The organism is Cellulosilyticum lentocellum DSM 5427 (assembly GCF_000178835.2).
Taxonomy (GTDB): domain Bacteria; phylum Bacillota; class Clostridia; order Lachnospirales; family Cellulosilyticaceae; genus Cellulosilyticum; species Cellulosilyticum lentocellum.
This window is the reverse complement of sequence record NC_015275.1, coordinates 2,060,220-2,075,335: the sequence shown is the minus strand read 5'-3', so window position 1 is coordinate 2,075,335 and position 15,116 is coordinate 2,060,220. Positions and strand designations below refer to the sequence as shown.

Sequence of the window (15,116 nt, the reverse complement as noted above, 5' to 3'; positions counted from 1 at the left end):
ACAGACTTCCTTGTAACCATCACCATATCTTCTTAGTAAGAAATCACAGGTCTTTACTGTGTGGATTTCTCCACTAATTTGAAAAAACGCTTTACGTCATTCTCCTTTACTAGCTTACTAATGTTTTCAGCAAGCGCTTCAAGGCTTAACTCCTCGGCCTTAGTTTCAAATATATCACTTAACAAGTCGTAAAGTTTGGCTTCTACCTCATCATTTGCCATAACATCTACCAATGTCATTGTTATATCAATTCCAAGTCTGGTCTTGTTAACACCTCGCTTAGTAGCCTGTTCTATTAAGTCTGCTACTTGTTTCTTCATATCTGCTGCTTTAATCAGTTTTGCAGTTTGTATTGCATGTTTAAGAGTTAACTTTTTCATTATTCACCACTCCCACTTTCACTACTTCCTGCTTTAATTGGTACAAAAATTGCAAATGGTGGTTCATCTAATTTATCAAAAGAGGCATGTGCTTTGAATTTTGTAGGAAGTAATGTTGTTTTCTTATCTTGAGGATTGATATTAATTCCTTCAGTAGCAAGTGCATTATAGATTTGTAAAATAATAGGTTCATCAAACCCAGACATGGTACCAAGGAATGTAATATTATCTTGATAATCTGCTGGATCAATGTTCGATTTACCTGTGATTTTTTTATACTTACCATCTGTAGTAGTTGCTACTGTTGCTGCACCCAGTGCAATTTTAATATTTTCAGCGGTGATTTCTAAAATATTTGCACTCATGTTGACGTCCCAACCATCAATATCTTCCATACCTTTTGCATCAGAAGGCACTCCATCTACTTCAGTAGTTGTGATGATAGGCTTAGCTGAAAAATTTCCTCCTCCTTGTGTTGCGCCAAGTAACTTTCCTGCTGTTACCGCATCTGTAAAGTTATCTGTTTCTACATCATAGTTTTTGAAGTATGCACCAGCACCCATCTGTCTGTTTTCCATTGTTTTTTCTGTATAACCTGTTAATCTTTTCTTTAATCCCATCTCTTTATCATCCTTTCACATCAAAATAAGTTAAATTAAATAGGAGTACTATGTGTTGTATCTCCTTGTCTTCATCTTCCACGTTATTTCTACTTTCTAAATCAATATCAAAAGTTTGGTAATAATCCTTATAAGAGCATTTATCAAACCCTTCTATATTATCAGCCAGTTCTTCAGCAAGCTTAATATCTCTAGTCCAAACATGTACTTCCCAAAAGTAATCATATTGATGACCATCTTTGGTATGCCTTAGATAATATGTTAGATAAGGATAGTCTGTTTTAGCAGGTGCTTTACGATAATATGCTTTACTATGTACTTGCTTTAAAATGCTTGTTAATGCTATCTTTAGCTCATTTGTACGATTAATTTTAGTTAGTATACTCAATCGTCAGCACCTCCTTCATACTCTTCCTCATTAGCTGGTACATTAGGATCATCTTGGTTTAATGCTCCTAAATACTGCGCTTGAATATCTGCAAAATTACTTATGTTATCTTGTGCAGTACCAATCATGAGCCCCAAACGTGTAGTTTTACTACTTCCAAACTCTTGGAATCCGCCATAAAAAGCATTCTTTTTTATACCTACAAGCAAATCAGGAACATCTTTCTTACTTCTTACCCAATAGCCAGTATACTTTCCTACACGCCCCTTTTTACGTTTAAATATTCTATAATAAGCTTGCCTAAACCTATTGCAGTATAACTTGCCACAATCTCTTAAAGCTGCTCTTATAAGCTCTTTAATCGTATATTGCGTATAGTCCACGCTTGAAATGTACTCAATTCCATCCCTTTTGATTTTTACTACAGATTTAGGAACCGACATGTACATCACCTTCTAATGTTAATTCTAAGAAACCACTTTGATTATCATATGTTCTTATGATTTTATAAGAAACATTATCTACAATAACCTTATCTTCTCCTTTATAGTCAAATTTTCTTACCTCAATTTTGAATTCAGGCTTCATTCCTGCTGTATGAGCTTGATAAAATTCATTTGTACCTACAGACTTTTTATTAGATAAAACTTTTCTTAACTTTTCTTCAATAACTTGATCTCCTGCTTCATCAGTTGAATAAGTCTTACTTGCAAAATAAATAGGAGTAATTAACCTCAAATAATCACCCCCTACATAATTGCCTTGCTAAAATAAAAAAAGCTGGAGAAAATTCAGTTTTACCATATGTATTATTTAATAAATCATTCACACCTATAGCAACACAACCTATTAACTGATTATCCTCTTCTTCAATTTTTGCGCCAGCCTCTTTAAGATAACTTTTTACAACTTCTATTTTTAAAGTTATATTTTTGTTTACATCCTCATCATCTGCTACTATTCCTAAATGTACTTTGATAGCTTCTAGCATTAAGCATCACTCTCCTTAAGTAAAGAAACAAGCTCAGTCTTAGTCATTGAGGAATAACCAGTTAAACCTCTCTCTTTGCATAAAGCCTTTAACTCAGTAACTGTCATTGAGCTATAATCAATAGCTTCTAAAGAGGTATCAGAAGCTATTGAGAAACTCGTTACTGATTGGCTTAAGCTTTTTTTACTAGTAAAATTACTCCTTGTGCATCTGCAAGCTTACCATCAGCAATAAGGGTTGATTTTGTAATCCATTCATCTGTATCTTCATCAAAGTAACGTTTTACTGTCATTGCTAAGTTAGAGTTCAGCATATAATCTTTAAGATTTAAGATTGCACCAAATACATCTCCTACTTCTGCTGCTTCATATGATGGAAGATAGCTTTCAACATCAATGACTTCTTTACCTTTGAACATTGGTTTATCTTCACCATTAAGGCCTACTGTAACACGTGCAATAGGTTGACCAGTTGAATCTGTCATTCCTAAAATGTCACCCTCCCATGTTTCAGTATTTAATAAAACCACTGCCCCTGCACGTTTAGATTTTGGAACCTTTGCAAAAACTTTAGACCATGCTTCCCAGCTCTTAATATCTGTTGCTGATAATTCAACTTTTTGTGACGCTAGTACCCTTGTATCTTTTGTAAATCCTAAAGGCTGTAATGTTCCTGTGCCATTTACAATTGCTTCTTCAATAGCTATAATCATTGCTTCATATACATTATCTGTTAATGTAGATTCAAAAATTGCTAATGAAGTTGTATCAGCTTCTAATGTAACTGCTACTCTGCATTGTAGCTTATTGTATGAAAATGTTACTGTACCTTTTACTTCTTTCTTTTGCTTGTCTGCAACTGTGCCTTCAGCTGTCCATGTTGCTACTGGTTTTGCTGATGCAATAGGTATTGTAACTCCACCTTTGATATTTGTAAGTGTTACTCTTCTAAAGATTTCACCATACGTTTTTAGCTGCTCAATAATTTTATTCATTACAGTATTTGGAATAACAACCCCAATATCTGCGGTTCCTGTAGCTGCCCTTAATTCTGTTGGAATAGCTGTACCTCTGAGTGTATATTCCATGAATGCTTTCCTGTATTCTGCTTCCTGTTCTTCTTCTGAACTTCTTCTTTGTGTTGTTAATCCATATGTTGAAATAGGGTTAAATTGACCTTGTGATAAATTTGAACCTGCTGCTCTTTCTTCTGGGTTACCTTGCGCTGATCTTTGCTCCTCTTCAATAGCTTCTTTTAGTCCTGCAATCTCAATGTCCGCTTTTCTTAAGTCCAGTTCAATCTTGTCTAACGCTTCCTTTGTTTCTGCATTTGTTATGCTTGTTACTAATGCCTTTCTTTTTTCTAAAGCTGCTTCTAATTTTTGTTGTAGTGTCATATCCTACACTCCTTTTCTTTTTTTAATTTGAATAATGGTATTTCATTTGTAACTTGCGTTTCTCCAAGTCAAAGCTATCCAGCTGCTTTAAATTACTCTCCAGTAGTTCAAAGCTCCTTGCATAAACACTTGTTGTATCGTAAAACGGGGTATCCACCACGCTAACGTCATAAAGTTTATTAATATCTGTAACTATTCTAGTTGTTTCAGTTTCTCCATATTGCCAAGTATCACCTTTATCAGCTACAGTAAAAGCAAAAGACATCTTATCAATCAACCCTTCTTGAATTGATTTATAGATGTCTCTGTTACTTTGTGTATCTATTAATTCCGCTGTAATTTTAAGTCCAATATCATCTATAACAAGCTTTAAGCTGTTATTTCTTGTCCTTGCCATGATACACCATGTGTCATTATGATTGTATCTTAGTGGTACATCTTTCATATCTGTTCTATCTAGTGCACCTCGTTTGATTGTCTCTGTAAAAGTATAGTTTCCCATGCTATGTGTTGCAGGTTGGTCAAATGTAATAGCGTAACCCTCAATAATCATCTTCCCATCATCATTATCTATAGCTCTAAACTCAACCATTCTACATTCACTCTTAAAGTTTTTATTCATTTTTTTTCACTTCCTTCACTTTGCTACTCATCTGATACTGGTCAGCTATTTCACGATTAATAAAATTAAGTGACATATGCCTAATATCACCACCTGGAAATGGTGGATATCCAAATATAGACAATATTTGATTATCTGTTAGAGTGCCTCTACTACTTAAAACATCTACAGCGGCGATCTTGTTTGCCATATTGGTAAATACTAACCCTTGAGCATAAAATATTATTTCATTACCCACATCAAGCTCTCTATCCGTAAATAGCGTTTTTGAAAATGCTCTTCCTAAACTCTTTATCATAGGTTCTAGTGTCTTTTCATAAAAAGATTGATACTGCTCCTCTGTAAAATCACCATTAATGATTGCTATTGATACACCATAATTATTAAGAATCTTCTTATCTATAAATTCCATGGTATCTTTATCAATTATTTTAGGATTTAAGTTTAGTGGTATAAAATCATTTTTTAAGTCTATTTCTAAAATACCACTACTTGCTTCATTAAGTTTCTTCTCAAATTTTTCTCTTTCTTCTTTTTGCTTTCCATCAGCTAGCATGGTCTGTATTTTTAAAATACCTCTGATTGTTAACCCTGCCTTTATTCCTTTTTCTAAACTTTGGATAACCACATCATTTGTCTTTAATAGCTTTAGCAATGCATTATTATTGGCTTTTCCAGTTTCATCACCACCCATAAATTCATTTGCTCCAAAATCTTTTCTCCAATGAATAATATCTGAATACTTTAGTGTATAATCTTCTCCATTGTTAAAATAAAACTTTATGAATAGTATACCTGCAGCATCTTCTAGAAAATCTACCTGAATAGGATTTAATGGATATAATCCGGTATATTCCCGCCTAACAAATCCACCTTTAATTGGTATTTCTCTATATGTAGGATAAATAAAAACATTCTTCTTCATTTCTCTAAGATATGTGATTTTTTCAAGAAAATCAGATGTAGTCATAAGTGGATTAGGCCCATATTTCAAAAGCCTGTTAATACTACTATTAACAATAGACTGTGAATTATCATCTCCATTTCGTATATGCTTAGGATCTAGTTTACTCATCTCTGTCATTAATGCTCTTATTGCATTTTGAACTATATCACTAGCATATATATCATCTCCAAACTGACTAAACACTGGAGAATATCCATTCATCATTTGTGCATATCTTTTTAATACACTTTTTTCACTTTGCCCTCTTAGAAAATCTAATATTCCCACGTTCCACCTCCTTATCTCATAACATCTTGATACTCTTTTCTAAATCTATCGTATGTGGCATATGCAATAATCATTGTTACTGCACCATCTATACGTTTATTCTCTATACCCTGTACTTTCATTGGCATTATCTGACCATATTGATCTACCTTACAAGCTGTGTTTTTTAAACACCACTTATCAATAGGATTTTGATTGTAATTCACGCATCCACTCTTTAAATCTGCTTCTAACATTTTCATGGCTGTGCTCATATTTTTATAATCTTGTGGTATTTTTTCATTATCAAATCCATAGTCCTCCATTTCTTTAACATAAGACTTAGCATTCCATCTATCATAACCTACTTTGAATACCCATATTTGATATTTTTTATAAAGACTTACATACCAAGCTACAATCTCACTGTAATCTACCTCATTACCAGGACATATTGTAATGTATCCTTGTTTTGCCCACTCTAAATAATTCTTTTTATCTTCATTACTTCCCTCATCTACTTTGGTTTCGCATATGAAGTAGTGCTGCAAGAAATATTTTGTCTTATCTTTTGGTCTCATAATTAAAACCTTAGCACTTGTTAGGTCTGTAGTTTCTGATAAGTCAGTAGCTCCTATCCCTATACATCCTCTAAAATCTTCTATGTCATATGTTAAGCTATTCTCTATGTCTTTCTCCATAAGCCATGCTTCAGCATTATTCTGTTTGAAATTGAAGTCTTTAGAGAGGGTGAATACTCTTTCTGCCTTGTCTGCTTGTGCCTTTCTAAGTTGATCACGTAAGTAATCCCATTTCTTAACTGTTCCTAGTGACGGATTAGCCTTTTTCCATGACAATTCGTCTTGATATACCTCGATTTCATTGTCCATTGTATAAAGCCATGCCAGAAGTGTATCATCTTCTCTGTCACCTCTTAAAACTTCTCTAGCATATTTCAATTCTTTGTCTAGATACCCATCATCAACAAATCCTTCTGTCGTTATATTAATAAAAATAGGTTCATCTTTAATTGACTGTGACTGCTCTATCGACTTTGCTATAACATTGTCTTTCATTTCATGACTTTCATCTAATATTGCAAACTCAATATTTCTACCTTCTTTATTTCTTGTCTTGTCTGAAAGCTTTTTTATAGTTGATTTATTTCTAAGGTTAAAGATGCCTTTTAGATTCTTGTGTGTACGCTTATCCTTAGGATCAAACATCTCTTTCATACTTGCTATTTCCTCAAATATTAAATTTGCTTGCGCATCATCATTTGATGAGCAAATAATATCAGAACCTGCATTACCTATCATAAATTCAGTAAAACAAAGCGCTGCACAAAAAGTACTCTTTCCATTCTTTCTAGCAACCAATAATATCAGCTTTTTAAACCTTCTGAGTCCATTTTTACTTCTCTTAAACGAATAAAAAGCTTCTATTACTGCTTTTTCCCAAAGTTCTAAAATAAAAGGTTTGCCATTAAAAGGACTTTTTGTATGCTTGATGAATGTTTCAATAAACTCTATTCTTAATTCTGCATCAGAACAATCATAGTAATAGTTCTGATTATCTAAGTCATCTATTAAATTACTTAGACACTTCTTAAGTTCTTCACCTATTATGACTTCATCATCAATAGCTAATGCCTTGTTATAGTACTCTAATAAATATGAATGCTTACCATCTATCTTACTATTAGATAAATCATATCTACTTGGTTTATAACCTATAAATTTATTACTCATCTTTACTCATCTTTTCTTGTAGCCACTTATCGAATGGATCTTCTCCCTCCATTGTGTCTTTACCAAGTATGCCATTCAGTGTTTTTATGTTTAAAGCATAAATATTAGCTGTTCTTCGATATTCGTTAGCTATAGGTAAAGTTTTCTGCTTAGTTTTATCTGTAGGGTGTACCTTTATCATACCAACTTCATCTAACACCTGATGCATCACAAATAATTCAGATTTCAAGTAAGCTGTTTCTTGTAATAGTCCTTGAACAAGCTTTTGCTTACTTTCTTCTACATCTTTGAATATCTCAATCAACTTTTCTAATTCTTGCTCGAAAACTTCTGTTTTTGAAATAGCTTTCAAAATCTTCACCTCGATTTCATTTTTGGGGTTTGTGTGAAAGAAGAGTTCACCCTCCAACGGTCCCTTCGTATGTCAAGTAGATTAATTATGGGGGGATTAAAACTACATAATATTTTATTTTCTATACTCTTCAAACCATTTATCTATGTACTCTCTCCATTCTTCTTGATGCTCTTGCCTATAGTCATTGCAATACTCTAACCGATAATAGCAATCTTCTTTACTTGCTTCTACAAAGATTAATTCTGCACCTAATTCTTTCGCCAGTCTTTCTCTATCAACCTTGTTAGCATACCCACCAACTATCCAAGCATTAGTAAAGCTACCATATCTAGTTTTAATATGATCTAACAATAAGTTTCTTACTGCTAACACATTGAACTTAATTTGATTAGGTTTATTGTACATTGGCATAAATGACATTGCCTTATACAATCTATCCATATCAACTATCAAGTCTCCTGGTTGCATATAGTCCATAACAAGACTTGTCTTACCTGCCATTGGTGGACCATATACTATATTAACTTTCTTTGGTTTAACCTTTCTTACTGCCCCTTTGCAATATCTACCATGTATCATGTTATGACATGTTTGGCATAGCACTAAGATATTCTTAGGATTAAGCGTTGTCATTACATCATCTATATTCTGTATCGTTAATTCTTTAATGTGATGTAGTTGAATATGTTTAGACTCAGTTATTGCTTGACCACATTTCTCACATATTGCGCCACGTTCTAGTAATATTTGTTCTCTTAGCGTGAGCCATTCTGATGATTTATAAAACTTCTTACTAAACTCTTGTGCCACTATATCACCACTCTTTTCCTTCCATTTCTTTCTTTCTAATCTTAAGGTTCTCTTTATCATTCTCAACTTTATGAGGATTATCTTGCCAAACCTTCTTGGCCATATTGGTTAGAAAAAATTTAGCTGCACTAATGTCAGCAGGTATATGTTCAATTGCTTTCTTTTCTATTACTTCTTCTACTTCATACTTATTACCCTCTTCATCTGTGCCTTTTCTTTTTACTTTAAAGAAATAAGACTTTTCTTCATCATATCCCTTTGCTCTTTCAAACAAAGAATGTTCAACTTCTTTTACTTGTTGTTCAAGCATATTCTTTCTTGTATTAGCGCTTTTTTTCAAAACCGCTAAAAGCGCTACATTTTGCTTTTTTAACTTCCTAAAAGTGGAATCTCCTATACCTAAGCATTCTGCCATTTCTTTTTGAGTCATTCCTTGTAATGCCCATTCCTCAATGGTTTTGAGGTTTTCCATTACAATTTCCTCACTTGATTTTGCCAACTTGAAAACCTCCATTTCTTTAGCGTTTTTAAGTTTTGACCGCTATAAAATTTATCTAACTTTTGTTGTCTTACTTTTTGATGTTTTCTTAGCTGAAATAACAAAAGCTATGATTATCATATCTTACATGCTGTTTTTATTAATTGTGTGATATTTTACTAAATATATATTCTGTCAAATAACTTTCTATTTTTTTCTCTAATAGAAGAAACTCATGTCTTTTCTTTCATGTTTGACATTTACTGATTAAGTCAATTAATGCTTAAAAAAATATAATTTCTTCTTTATAATGCAATTTTTACTTTTTAATAAAAGAAACCATGCTTAATACATCATTTATTTCATCTCTGGTAACACCTATGTATCGTTTTGTATAATCTATACTTTCATGATTAAGTATTAACATTATCTTATATACATCAACACCATTATCATAAAGCCACCTACCAAGACTTTTTCTCATGCTATGACAACCTATCTTTTCTTCATAGCCTATCTTTTTAGCTGCTTGATTAAGTATGTACCAGTATTGTTGCCTTGTTATAGGCTCATTCTTACCTTTGCTACGTCTGAATAGATATTCATAATCTCTCTTCCCTTTACAATAATCCTTAAATATTTTTCTTAGATCGTCATTAATGTCTAAAGTTATTTCCTTATTCTTTTTCTTTTCCCTAAAGTATATCTGTTTTTTATCTCTAACATCCCTAACTCTAAGTGGTAATATATCAGATATTCTTCTGCCTAAGTACAGGCCTGACATGAATAAAACATAGTCTCTTTCACGTTGTTCTCTTAATACATCTGCTATATCTTGTATGATGTTAAAGTCTCTTATTGGTTCTACTGTATTCACTAATATATCACCACCTTTCTTTAGTGTAATCGGAATGGTGAGACTCGAACTCACGACCACTGCTTTATAAGAACAGCACTCTAACCAACTGAGTTACATTCCAAAACAAAAAGAGCAATAGCTTTGCATACTTAGCTACTGCTCTTTTATTCCTACTTTGTACCTTATTCTTCAAGAAATATATTTGTTAGATAGACGATTAATACACAATGGCTTGTAATGTAACCCTTACTAGTGCCTTAATCAATTTCTTGATAATACTATACTACTCTTATAAAAATGCATTTTCTAGTGCTTTTTGATTGCATTTTCGTGGTATTTTTGTGGTATTTTTGTTGCATTTATTTTTGTAACCTTGAAACGTTCATAATATCAGCCATTTTTTTAATAGCATATTTCTTTTTCCTGTATACTTGGCTCTTATCTCTATCTATCTTGTATGATATAGATGTCATGCTAGATTTCTTGAAATAGTATAGGCTTATAATCTCTTCTTCTATCTCACTTAGAATAGACATTGCATTCTCTATTCTATCTATCTTTCTTTGTCTTTTCTTCTTTTCTTCTTTGAGATTGCTAAGCAATCTATCTCTACTGATACTCAATGCTTCGTTTTCTACATTGGAGTTAAATTGATAAGTAGGCGTAGATGGTTTAGGATCATCAGTTGCACCTCTAAACCCAACATTATTTTCTACCTCTAACATATCCATTTCAATATTCTTTATTTCTGCCTTAATTACTGGATATATCTTAAGCATTTCTTCGATCTGTTTATATGTATACATTTGTTTCTCCTATCCTAAACTGATACCAAATAGCTTGAATACTATCTCTCCATCTTTTGGCTTCATGTATGACTTAGTCATATCAATACTCTTATGATGGACAATGATTTGAGCTTCTTCTATTGTTAACTTTCTTCCTATCTTTTTGCAAAGATAATGCGTTCCATTACATAAGTTTTCTATGACAGTATGTCGAAATGAATGTGGAGTAAAGTATGGTGTAGATGGATCTATCTCTTTTAATATTTCATACATATCTTTTACCCATCCTCGTAATGTTGATGTTTTTTTAACTTCGCCATACTTACTCTGCCAAAATGCATCTCCACTTTCTTTAACGCTTAAATGTAACTTTATACTCTCTTGTGAATGCTCGTGGATTAAAATATATTGTTTTTCTCCACCCTTGCATTCTACCTTTATGTAACCATGTTTAAGTGTATCTGTATTTTTCACTTGAAGTACTTCATTAATTCTTGCCCCTGTGTCATAAAATACATCCAGCAAACATAAATGTTGATACATTTTTTTATTAATCAAGTAACCTCTTAGTAAGTCAATTTGCTCTTGCTTTAAAAAAGTATTTTCCTTCACTGGTTTCTTCTCTAAACTCTTTACTTTAGCAGCTACATTTCTAACATAAAATTCATATAAGTCGTCATCATCTTCTGCGTAATCCATCATTCTTCTAACTACGCATAGCAGCCTATTAGCACGTGCATTACTTACATTTCTCTCATCTGTCATAAAAAATTTAAAGTCCTCAAAGTTTCTTTTTTTAAATTCAAGAACATTCATGTTATTGTTATATAGTAAATTCCAAATAAGAAAAAACCTCAAATCGTATGTGTACTCTGAACACGTATTAGGTCTTCTCCTATCTGCCCTAGTACTTCTTAAATATAACTGCATTAACTCCTTGTTTACTGCATTAACTTTTTCCCAACGTTCCTGTGAATATAAGACTCTACTCATATCAATCAGCTCCTTTTAGAAAAAATCACGTATAAACAATAAATTTAATGTTGTTGCTTTCTTAAAGTTCTATTAATGCTCAAAAGTCGAATTTGTTTATAGAATAAAAATTAAAATATTACTTATAATATCTAGGTAATTATTACTTATATCGAGGTATAAAATGACTAAACATCACTTTAAACGTTATTTAATTCTTATATGTTTAATATGTTTCACTTTTCATTCATCACATTTTTTTTGCACAAAACATTACTACTGTTGATACAAATACAGTAATAGAGGAATCATATGGCGCGCTTAATAATATTCACAAGCAAATGATAAATATAATAGAGAACTATTTCATTAGTAATATAAGCACTACTACTAGTAAACCTGATCCAGGCTATTTAGATATATATATTTCTCAGTTAAATGCTATAGGTGATAAAATAAAAGCCATAGACCAATCAAAAGTCACACTAGAACAAAAAACTAAATTAAGAATACTGAGGGATGCTACTGATGATTTAACTTATATTAGCGGTACTCTAAAAAGATTACTAACATCTTTAGATGCTAAAGAACAATATAATTTATTTCGAGCTATCCTATATGCTAGTAATTTAGTAGAGAAAGATTTTTCATACTTCTAATTTTTACATATCGGCATTATGCCGATATGTTTTTTATTTATTCAAAATCAGATTTTATTTGTTATAGTAGCTATCTCTTGCTACTTCACAAGCGCATTTCCATAGTGCGTCTATTAATTCCTCAGCATTAAAAGATATTTCATTTGAAAACCATCTAGGCGCATCAACATAATTTGAATCATCAAAATATGGATATACCCAATAACAATCAATGCCATAAGTAATTTTTTCTATTGCATAGTCCGTTCTCCATTCTATAAAGTTAATTAACTGACCTACTGTAAGTAATGGATAAACAGCATTCTTACTGTTATTTGCTTTATCAAGATTTTCATTGCATAGTATACATGCTTTTCTTTGAAGTCCTTCCTCTAACAGTTCAGTAAATAAATCTCCTTTGCTTGGTTTCCACCACTCTCTTACTAGGTCATTAACTTCTTTCCCTGCTTTCATAAGTTCTTCTACCTGTATAAACTCCATACTCTCACCTTCCAAACTTATATTTTATTATCTTCATAACTGGCTAATTTCTGTATAGCATTGTCTAATACATCATACCTGCTAAAATTTTGCCATTCACAATCAGCCCCACATTTTAGGTATGCTTTATCTATGTTCCTATAAGTTAATCTATCAAATTCTTTGATTTGTTGTGTTGGCTTATCCCATTTCTTGTTACATTTACCGATATACCACACAGCTAATTTATATAGCTTACATTTTATTTCAAACATCTTTGTCACTCCCAAACTCTGATTTTATTTACCCAAGTAAGAATAAACTAATGTAATCTAGCGACCTTCCCAAACAAGCACGTTCCTTTATCACCATAACACCCATAATTCCTTTTACAATGTGTTCTCCAGTAATCTCTTTTTTTCACAGCGACGTCACCCCTTTCAATTTTGGATTTTATTCTAATCTTCTTGTAACTCAATGACATAACTATCAAAATACTTAGCCCATGGTAAAAATCTATTTAAGCCTCTTTGACCCGTTCCACAACCCTCTTTATCTGATATGGTTAATAATATTTCTCTAGGTTCAACTGGTAGCCAATTTTTAGGCAACAAGTCTAACAACAAATCTTCGTTGATAACATCCTCTTTAATATATACTTTATTAAAACTTACTGGAACTTCACACTCTTTTACAAACCTGTGTACTCCGTATCTCCTTTTATATAAAATTACTTTCACGCTAATCACCCTTTCAAATTCTTATTTTTTCAAACAAAAAACCACCAACTGTTTATTAGTTAGTGGTATTTTACTTTGCCATTATAACTGTACTATATATGATACTTAACGCTTTATACAATATTCTCTCCTAGTATGATCTTGGGCATTGTCGTAAGGCACCTGTTCCATCTCTTGTAAAATTGCTCTAATCCAAGCTTAGATACTCTCGCATGCACCTCTTCATTCTCAACTACCCAATATAAAACATAAGTTACCTTGCCTACATTCTTCGTTAACCTAATAGGTAGTTCGCCTTCTTTAACTGCATTAAAATCCTTCTGTCTATGCGTTCTTTTAATATATCTTACCTCAATTACACCTTGTTGGCTTGTATAAAAGTCTGCAACTTCTTTCATCAGCAATTCAATTTCTTCTTGTTTATCGATTTTTGCCTCATATATACATATCTCATTAAACATGCGCATCTCCCCTTTAGAAGAGTATACCACTAACCAATATTCAGTTGTCAAAGTTCTTATCAAAATTCATTTTGTTTTACTTCAAATAACTTAATATATGTGCTATTACATCTACAGTCCACCCATTCCCTATTGCTGAATACCTGGAAGTATCACAAACACCTTCTGTATACCCATCTGGCAATGTTTGTAACCTTTCATACTCTAAAGGTGTAAACTTACGACATCTTCCATCTTGGTACACTTTTTTTTGCAAATTTCCCCCATTACAAGTTGTTAATGTACTACTTTTAAATTTTTGATTGTATACTTCTTTCATATGTCTATGGCCTTTCATAATAAGTGTACATTGTACTTTTTCTTCATCTCCGTTATAAATAAATTCTTTGTCATACCAATACTTATCTGCTACATCAGATGAATTGAGTATTATGTCTTTTATCATTATTCCTTTATCGATTGGCTGTTCAATCCCTTGTATATTTGTCCAATACAGCCTTTTCCTATCAGCAGCACATACAAGATTTGAATTAATCATTATAGGCTTAACACCTAAAATTTCACTTATCATATCTTCCCACTGTTTTTCCATAGGGACATTTTCAAGTAAGAAATACTTAGGATTAAGATATTTAAGTATTCTTACATAGTGGTGAAACAGTCCACTTTTTTCACCGTTTAGCCCTGTAACTTCTCCTCTGTCATATTTGTATACACTGAGGTCTTGGCAAGGACTCCCACCTATAACAATATCTATAGGCATTATGGTATCTAGCATTTCTTTTGTTATGTTTGTTATGTCTCCTAGTTGTATAATCCATGGATAGTTTTTTTTAGATATTTTAATTGAGTCTTGTTCAATCTCACTAGCATAGTAGTTATCAACTTTAATCCCTGCTCTTTCGAGTGCTACCATACCACAGCTAATTCCATCAAATAAGCTTAATACGTTCATTTTTATCACAGGAGTAAACAGCTGTTTATTGTCCGGACAAACCTCTTTACTCCTCTTCTTTTTATTTTTTTATCTAAACAAAAGTCAAATTTAAATTGCTATTATCTATTTTCTCCCTTATACTTCTTTTTAAAGGAGTGATTTGTTTGAAATTTTTGAATATCTTTATCCCATGTTTTATTACAATATTGCTTTATGACCTTATAACCAAAAACATAT

Annotated in this window: 23 protein-coding genes and 1 tRNA gene; 1 reads left to right on the top strand and 23 read right to left on the bottom strand. The window is 32.2% G+C overall.

The annotated features are described in order from the left end of the window. Window positions 1-53: 53 nt before the first annotated feature. The 18 genes from CLOLE_RS09450 to CLOLE_RS09370 form a co-directional block, all read right to left on the bottom strand. The gene (locus CLOLE_RS09450) at window positions 54-380 is read right to left on the bottom strand and encodes a hypothetical protein (protein ID WP_013656883.1); all 327 of its coding nucleotides are present in this window, start codon (window positions 378-380) and stop codon (window positions 54-56) included. Beyond that, on the bottom strand, window positions 380-1,000 hold the full coding sequence (locus CLOLE_RS09445; protein WP_013656882.1) for a hypothetical protein: 621 nt from the start codon (window positions 998-1,000) through the stop codon (window positions 380-382). Before CLOLE_RS09445 ends, CLOLE_RS09450 begins: the two co-directional genes overlap by 1 nt. Window positions 1,001-1,007: 7 nt before the next feature. Beyond that, a complete protein-coding gene (locus CLOLE_RS09440) occupies window positions 1,008-1,388 on the bottom strand; it encodes a hypothetical protein (protein ID WP_013656881.1) in 381 nt (126 codons plus the stop codon). Then, window positions 1,385-1,831, bottom strand: coding sequence for a hypothetical protein (locus tag CLOLE_RS09435; RefSeq protein WP_013656880.1), 447 nt, complete (start codon window positions 1,829-1,831; stop codon window positions 1,385-1,387). The genes CLOLE_RS09440 and CLOLE_RS09435 overlap by 4 nt, the downstream gene beginning before the upstream one ends. Beyond that, the gene (locus CLOLE_RS09430) at window positions 1,818-2,126 is read right to left on the bottom strand and encodes a phage head closure protein (RefSeq protein ID WP_013656879.1); all 309 of its coding nucleotides are present in this window, start codon (window positions 2,124-2,126) and stop codon (window positions 1,818-1,820) included. Before CLOLE_RS09430 ends, CLOLE_RS09435 begins: the two co-directional genes overlap by 14 nt. Before the next feature lie 4 nt (window positions 2,127-2,130). Beyond that, window positions 2,131-2,379, bottom strand: a complete 249-nt coding sequence (locus CLOLE_RS09425; RefSeq protein ID WP_013656878.1) for a hypothetical protein — start codon at window positions 2,377-2,379, stop codon at window positions 2,131-2,133. Next, the gene (locus tag CLOLE_RS24035) at window positions 2,379-2,501 is read right to left on the bottom strand and encodes an SAP domain-containing protein (RefSeq protein ID WP_456297495.1); all 123 of its coding nucleotides are present in this window, start codon (window positions 2,499-2,501) and stop codon (window positions 2,379-2,381) included. The genes CLOLE_RS09425 and CLOLE_RS24035 overlap by 1 nt, the downstream gene beginning before the upstream one ends. Window positions 2,502-2,551: 50 nt before the next feature. Beyond that, window positions 2,552-3,775, bottom strand: coding sequence for a phage major capsid protein (locus tag CLOLE_RS09420; protein ID WP_013656877.1), 1,224 nt, complete (start codon window positions 3,773-3,775; stop codon window positions 2,552-2,554). A 22-nt stretch (window positions 3,776-3,797) separates the two neighbouring features. Then, complete coding sequence (locus CLOLE_RS09415; protein WP_013656876.1) at window positions 3,798-4,397, bottom strand: HK97 family phage prohead protease; 600 nt, start codon at window positions 4,395-4,397, stop codon at window positions 3,798-3,800. Further along, on the bottom strand, window positions 4,390-5,631 hold the full coding sequence (locus CLOLE_RS09410) for a phage portal protein (protein WP_013656875.1): 1,242 nt from the start codon (window positions 5,629-5,631) through the stop codon (window positions 4,390-4,392). The genes CLOLE_RS09415 and CLOLE_RS09410 overlap by 8 nt, the downstream gene beginning before the upstream one ends. Before the next feature lie 11 nt (window positions 5,632-5,642). Further along, window positions 5,643-7,361, bottom strand: a complete 1,719-nt coding sequence (locus tag CLOLE_RS09405) for a terminase large subunit (protein WP_013656874.1) — start codon at window positions 7,359-7,361, stop codon at window positions 5,643-5,645. Continuing rightward, window positions 7,354-7,722 (bottom strand): hypothetical protein, encoded by a 369-nt coding sequence (locus CLOLE_RS09400; protein ID WP_408610355.1) that lies wholly within the window; start codon window positions 7,720-7,722, stop codon window positions 7,354-7,356. Before CLOLE_RS09400 ends, CLOLE_RS09405 begins: the two co-directional genes overlap by 8 nt. A gap of 105 nt (window positions 7,723-7,827) precedes the next feature. Next, complete coding sequence (locus CLOLE_RS09395) at window positions 7,828-8,586, bottom strand: HNH endonuclease (RefSeq protein WP_157864050.1); 759 nt, start codon at window positions 8,584-8,586, stop codon at window positions 7,828-7,830. After that, window positions 8,531-9,025, bottom strand: a complete 495-nt coding sequence (locus CLOLE_RS09390; protein ID WP_013656871.1) for a hypothetical protein — start codon at window positions 9,023-9,025, stop codon at window positions 8,531-8,533. The genes CLOLE_RS09395 and CLOLE_RS09390 overlap by 56 nt, the downstream gene beginning before the upstream one ends. 298 nt (window positions 9,026-9,323) lie before the next feature. Continuing rightward, window positions 9,324-9,881, bottom strand: a complete 558-nt coding sequence (locus tag CLOLE_RS09385; RefSeq protein ID WP_013656870.1) for a tyrosine-type recombinase/integrase — start codon at window positions 9,879-9,881, stop codon at window positions 9,324-9,326. Window positions 9,882-9,910: 29 nt separating this feature from the next. Continuing rightward, window positions 9,911-9,984: transfer RNA gene (locus CLOLE_RS09380), tRNA-Ile, on the bottom strand. A gap of 238 nt (window positions 9,985-10,222) precedes the next feature. Next, window positions 10,223-10,669, bottom strand: a complete 447-nt coding sequence (locus tag CLOLE_RS09375; RefSeq protein ID WP_013656869.1) for a phage transcriptional regulator, RinA family — start codon at window positions 10,667-10,669, stop codon at window positions 10,223-10,225. 9 nt (window positions 10,670-10,678) lie between these two features. Then, a complete protein-coding gene (locus CLOLE_RS09370) occupies window positions 10,679-11,644 on the bottom strand; it encodes a tyrosine-type recombinase/integrase (RefSeq protein ID WP_013656868.1) in 966 nt (321 codons plus the stop codon). A gap of 320 nt (window positions 11,645-11,964) precedes the next feature. Here CLOLE_RS09370 and CLOLE_RS23250 point away from each other — a divergent pair, with 320 nt between their 5' ends. Beyond that, complete coding sequence (locus CLOLE_RS23250; protein WP_041712945.1) at window positions 11,965-12,282, top strand: hypothetical protein; 318 nt, start codon at window positions 11,965-11,967, stop codon at window positions 12,280-12,282. A gap of 54 nt (window positions 12,283-12,336) precedes the next feature. Here the strand turns inward: CLOLE_RS23250 and CLOLE_RS09360 are convergent, their stop codons facing one another. From CLOLE_RS09360 to CLOLE_RS09340, 5 genes are all read right to left on the bottom strand, one after another. Continuing rightward, window positions 12,337-12,762, bottom strand: coding sequence for a hypothetical protein (locus CLOLE_RS09360; RefSeq protein ID WP_013656867.1), 426 nt, complete (start codon window positions 12,760-12,762; stop codon window positions 12,337-12,339). 17 nt (window positions 12,763-12,779) lie between these two features. Next, window positions 12,780-13,016, bottom strand: coding sequence for a hypothetical protein (locus CLOLE_RS09355; protein WP_013656866.1), 237 nt, complete (start codon window positions 13,014-13,016; stop codon window positions 12,780-12,782). Between the two features lie 183 nt (window positions 13,017-13,199). Next, complete coding sequence (locus CLOLE_RS09350) at window positions 13,200-13,481, bottom strand: hypothetical protein (RefSeq protein ID WP_013656865.1); 282 nt, start codon at window positions 13,479-13,481, stop codon at window positions 13,200-13,202. 113 nt (window positions 13,482-13,594) lie between these two features. Beyond that, complete coding sequence (locus tag CLOLE_RS09345) at window positions 13,595-13,942, bottom strand: hypothetical protein (protein ID WP_013656864.1); 348 nt, start codon at window positions 13,940-13,942, stop codon at window positions 13,595-13,597. 76 nt (window positions 13,943-14,018) lie between these two features. Beyond that, window positions 14,019-14,897: a DNA cytosine methyltransferase gene (locus tag CLOLE_RS09340; protein WP_013656863.1), complete on the bottom strand. Its 879-nt coding sequence runs from the start codon at window positions 14,895-14,897 to the stop codon at window positions 14,019-14,021. Window positions 14,898-15,116 lie beyond the last annotated feature (219 nt).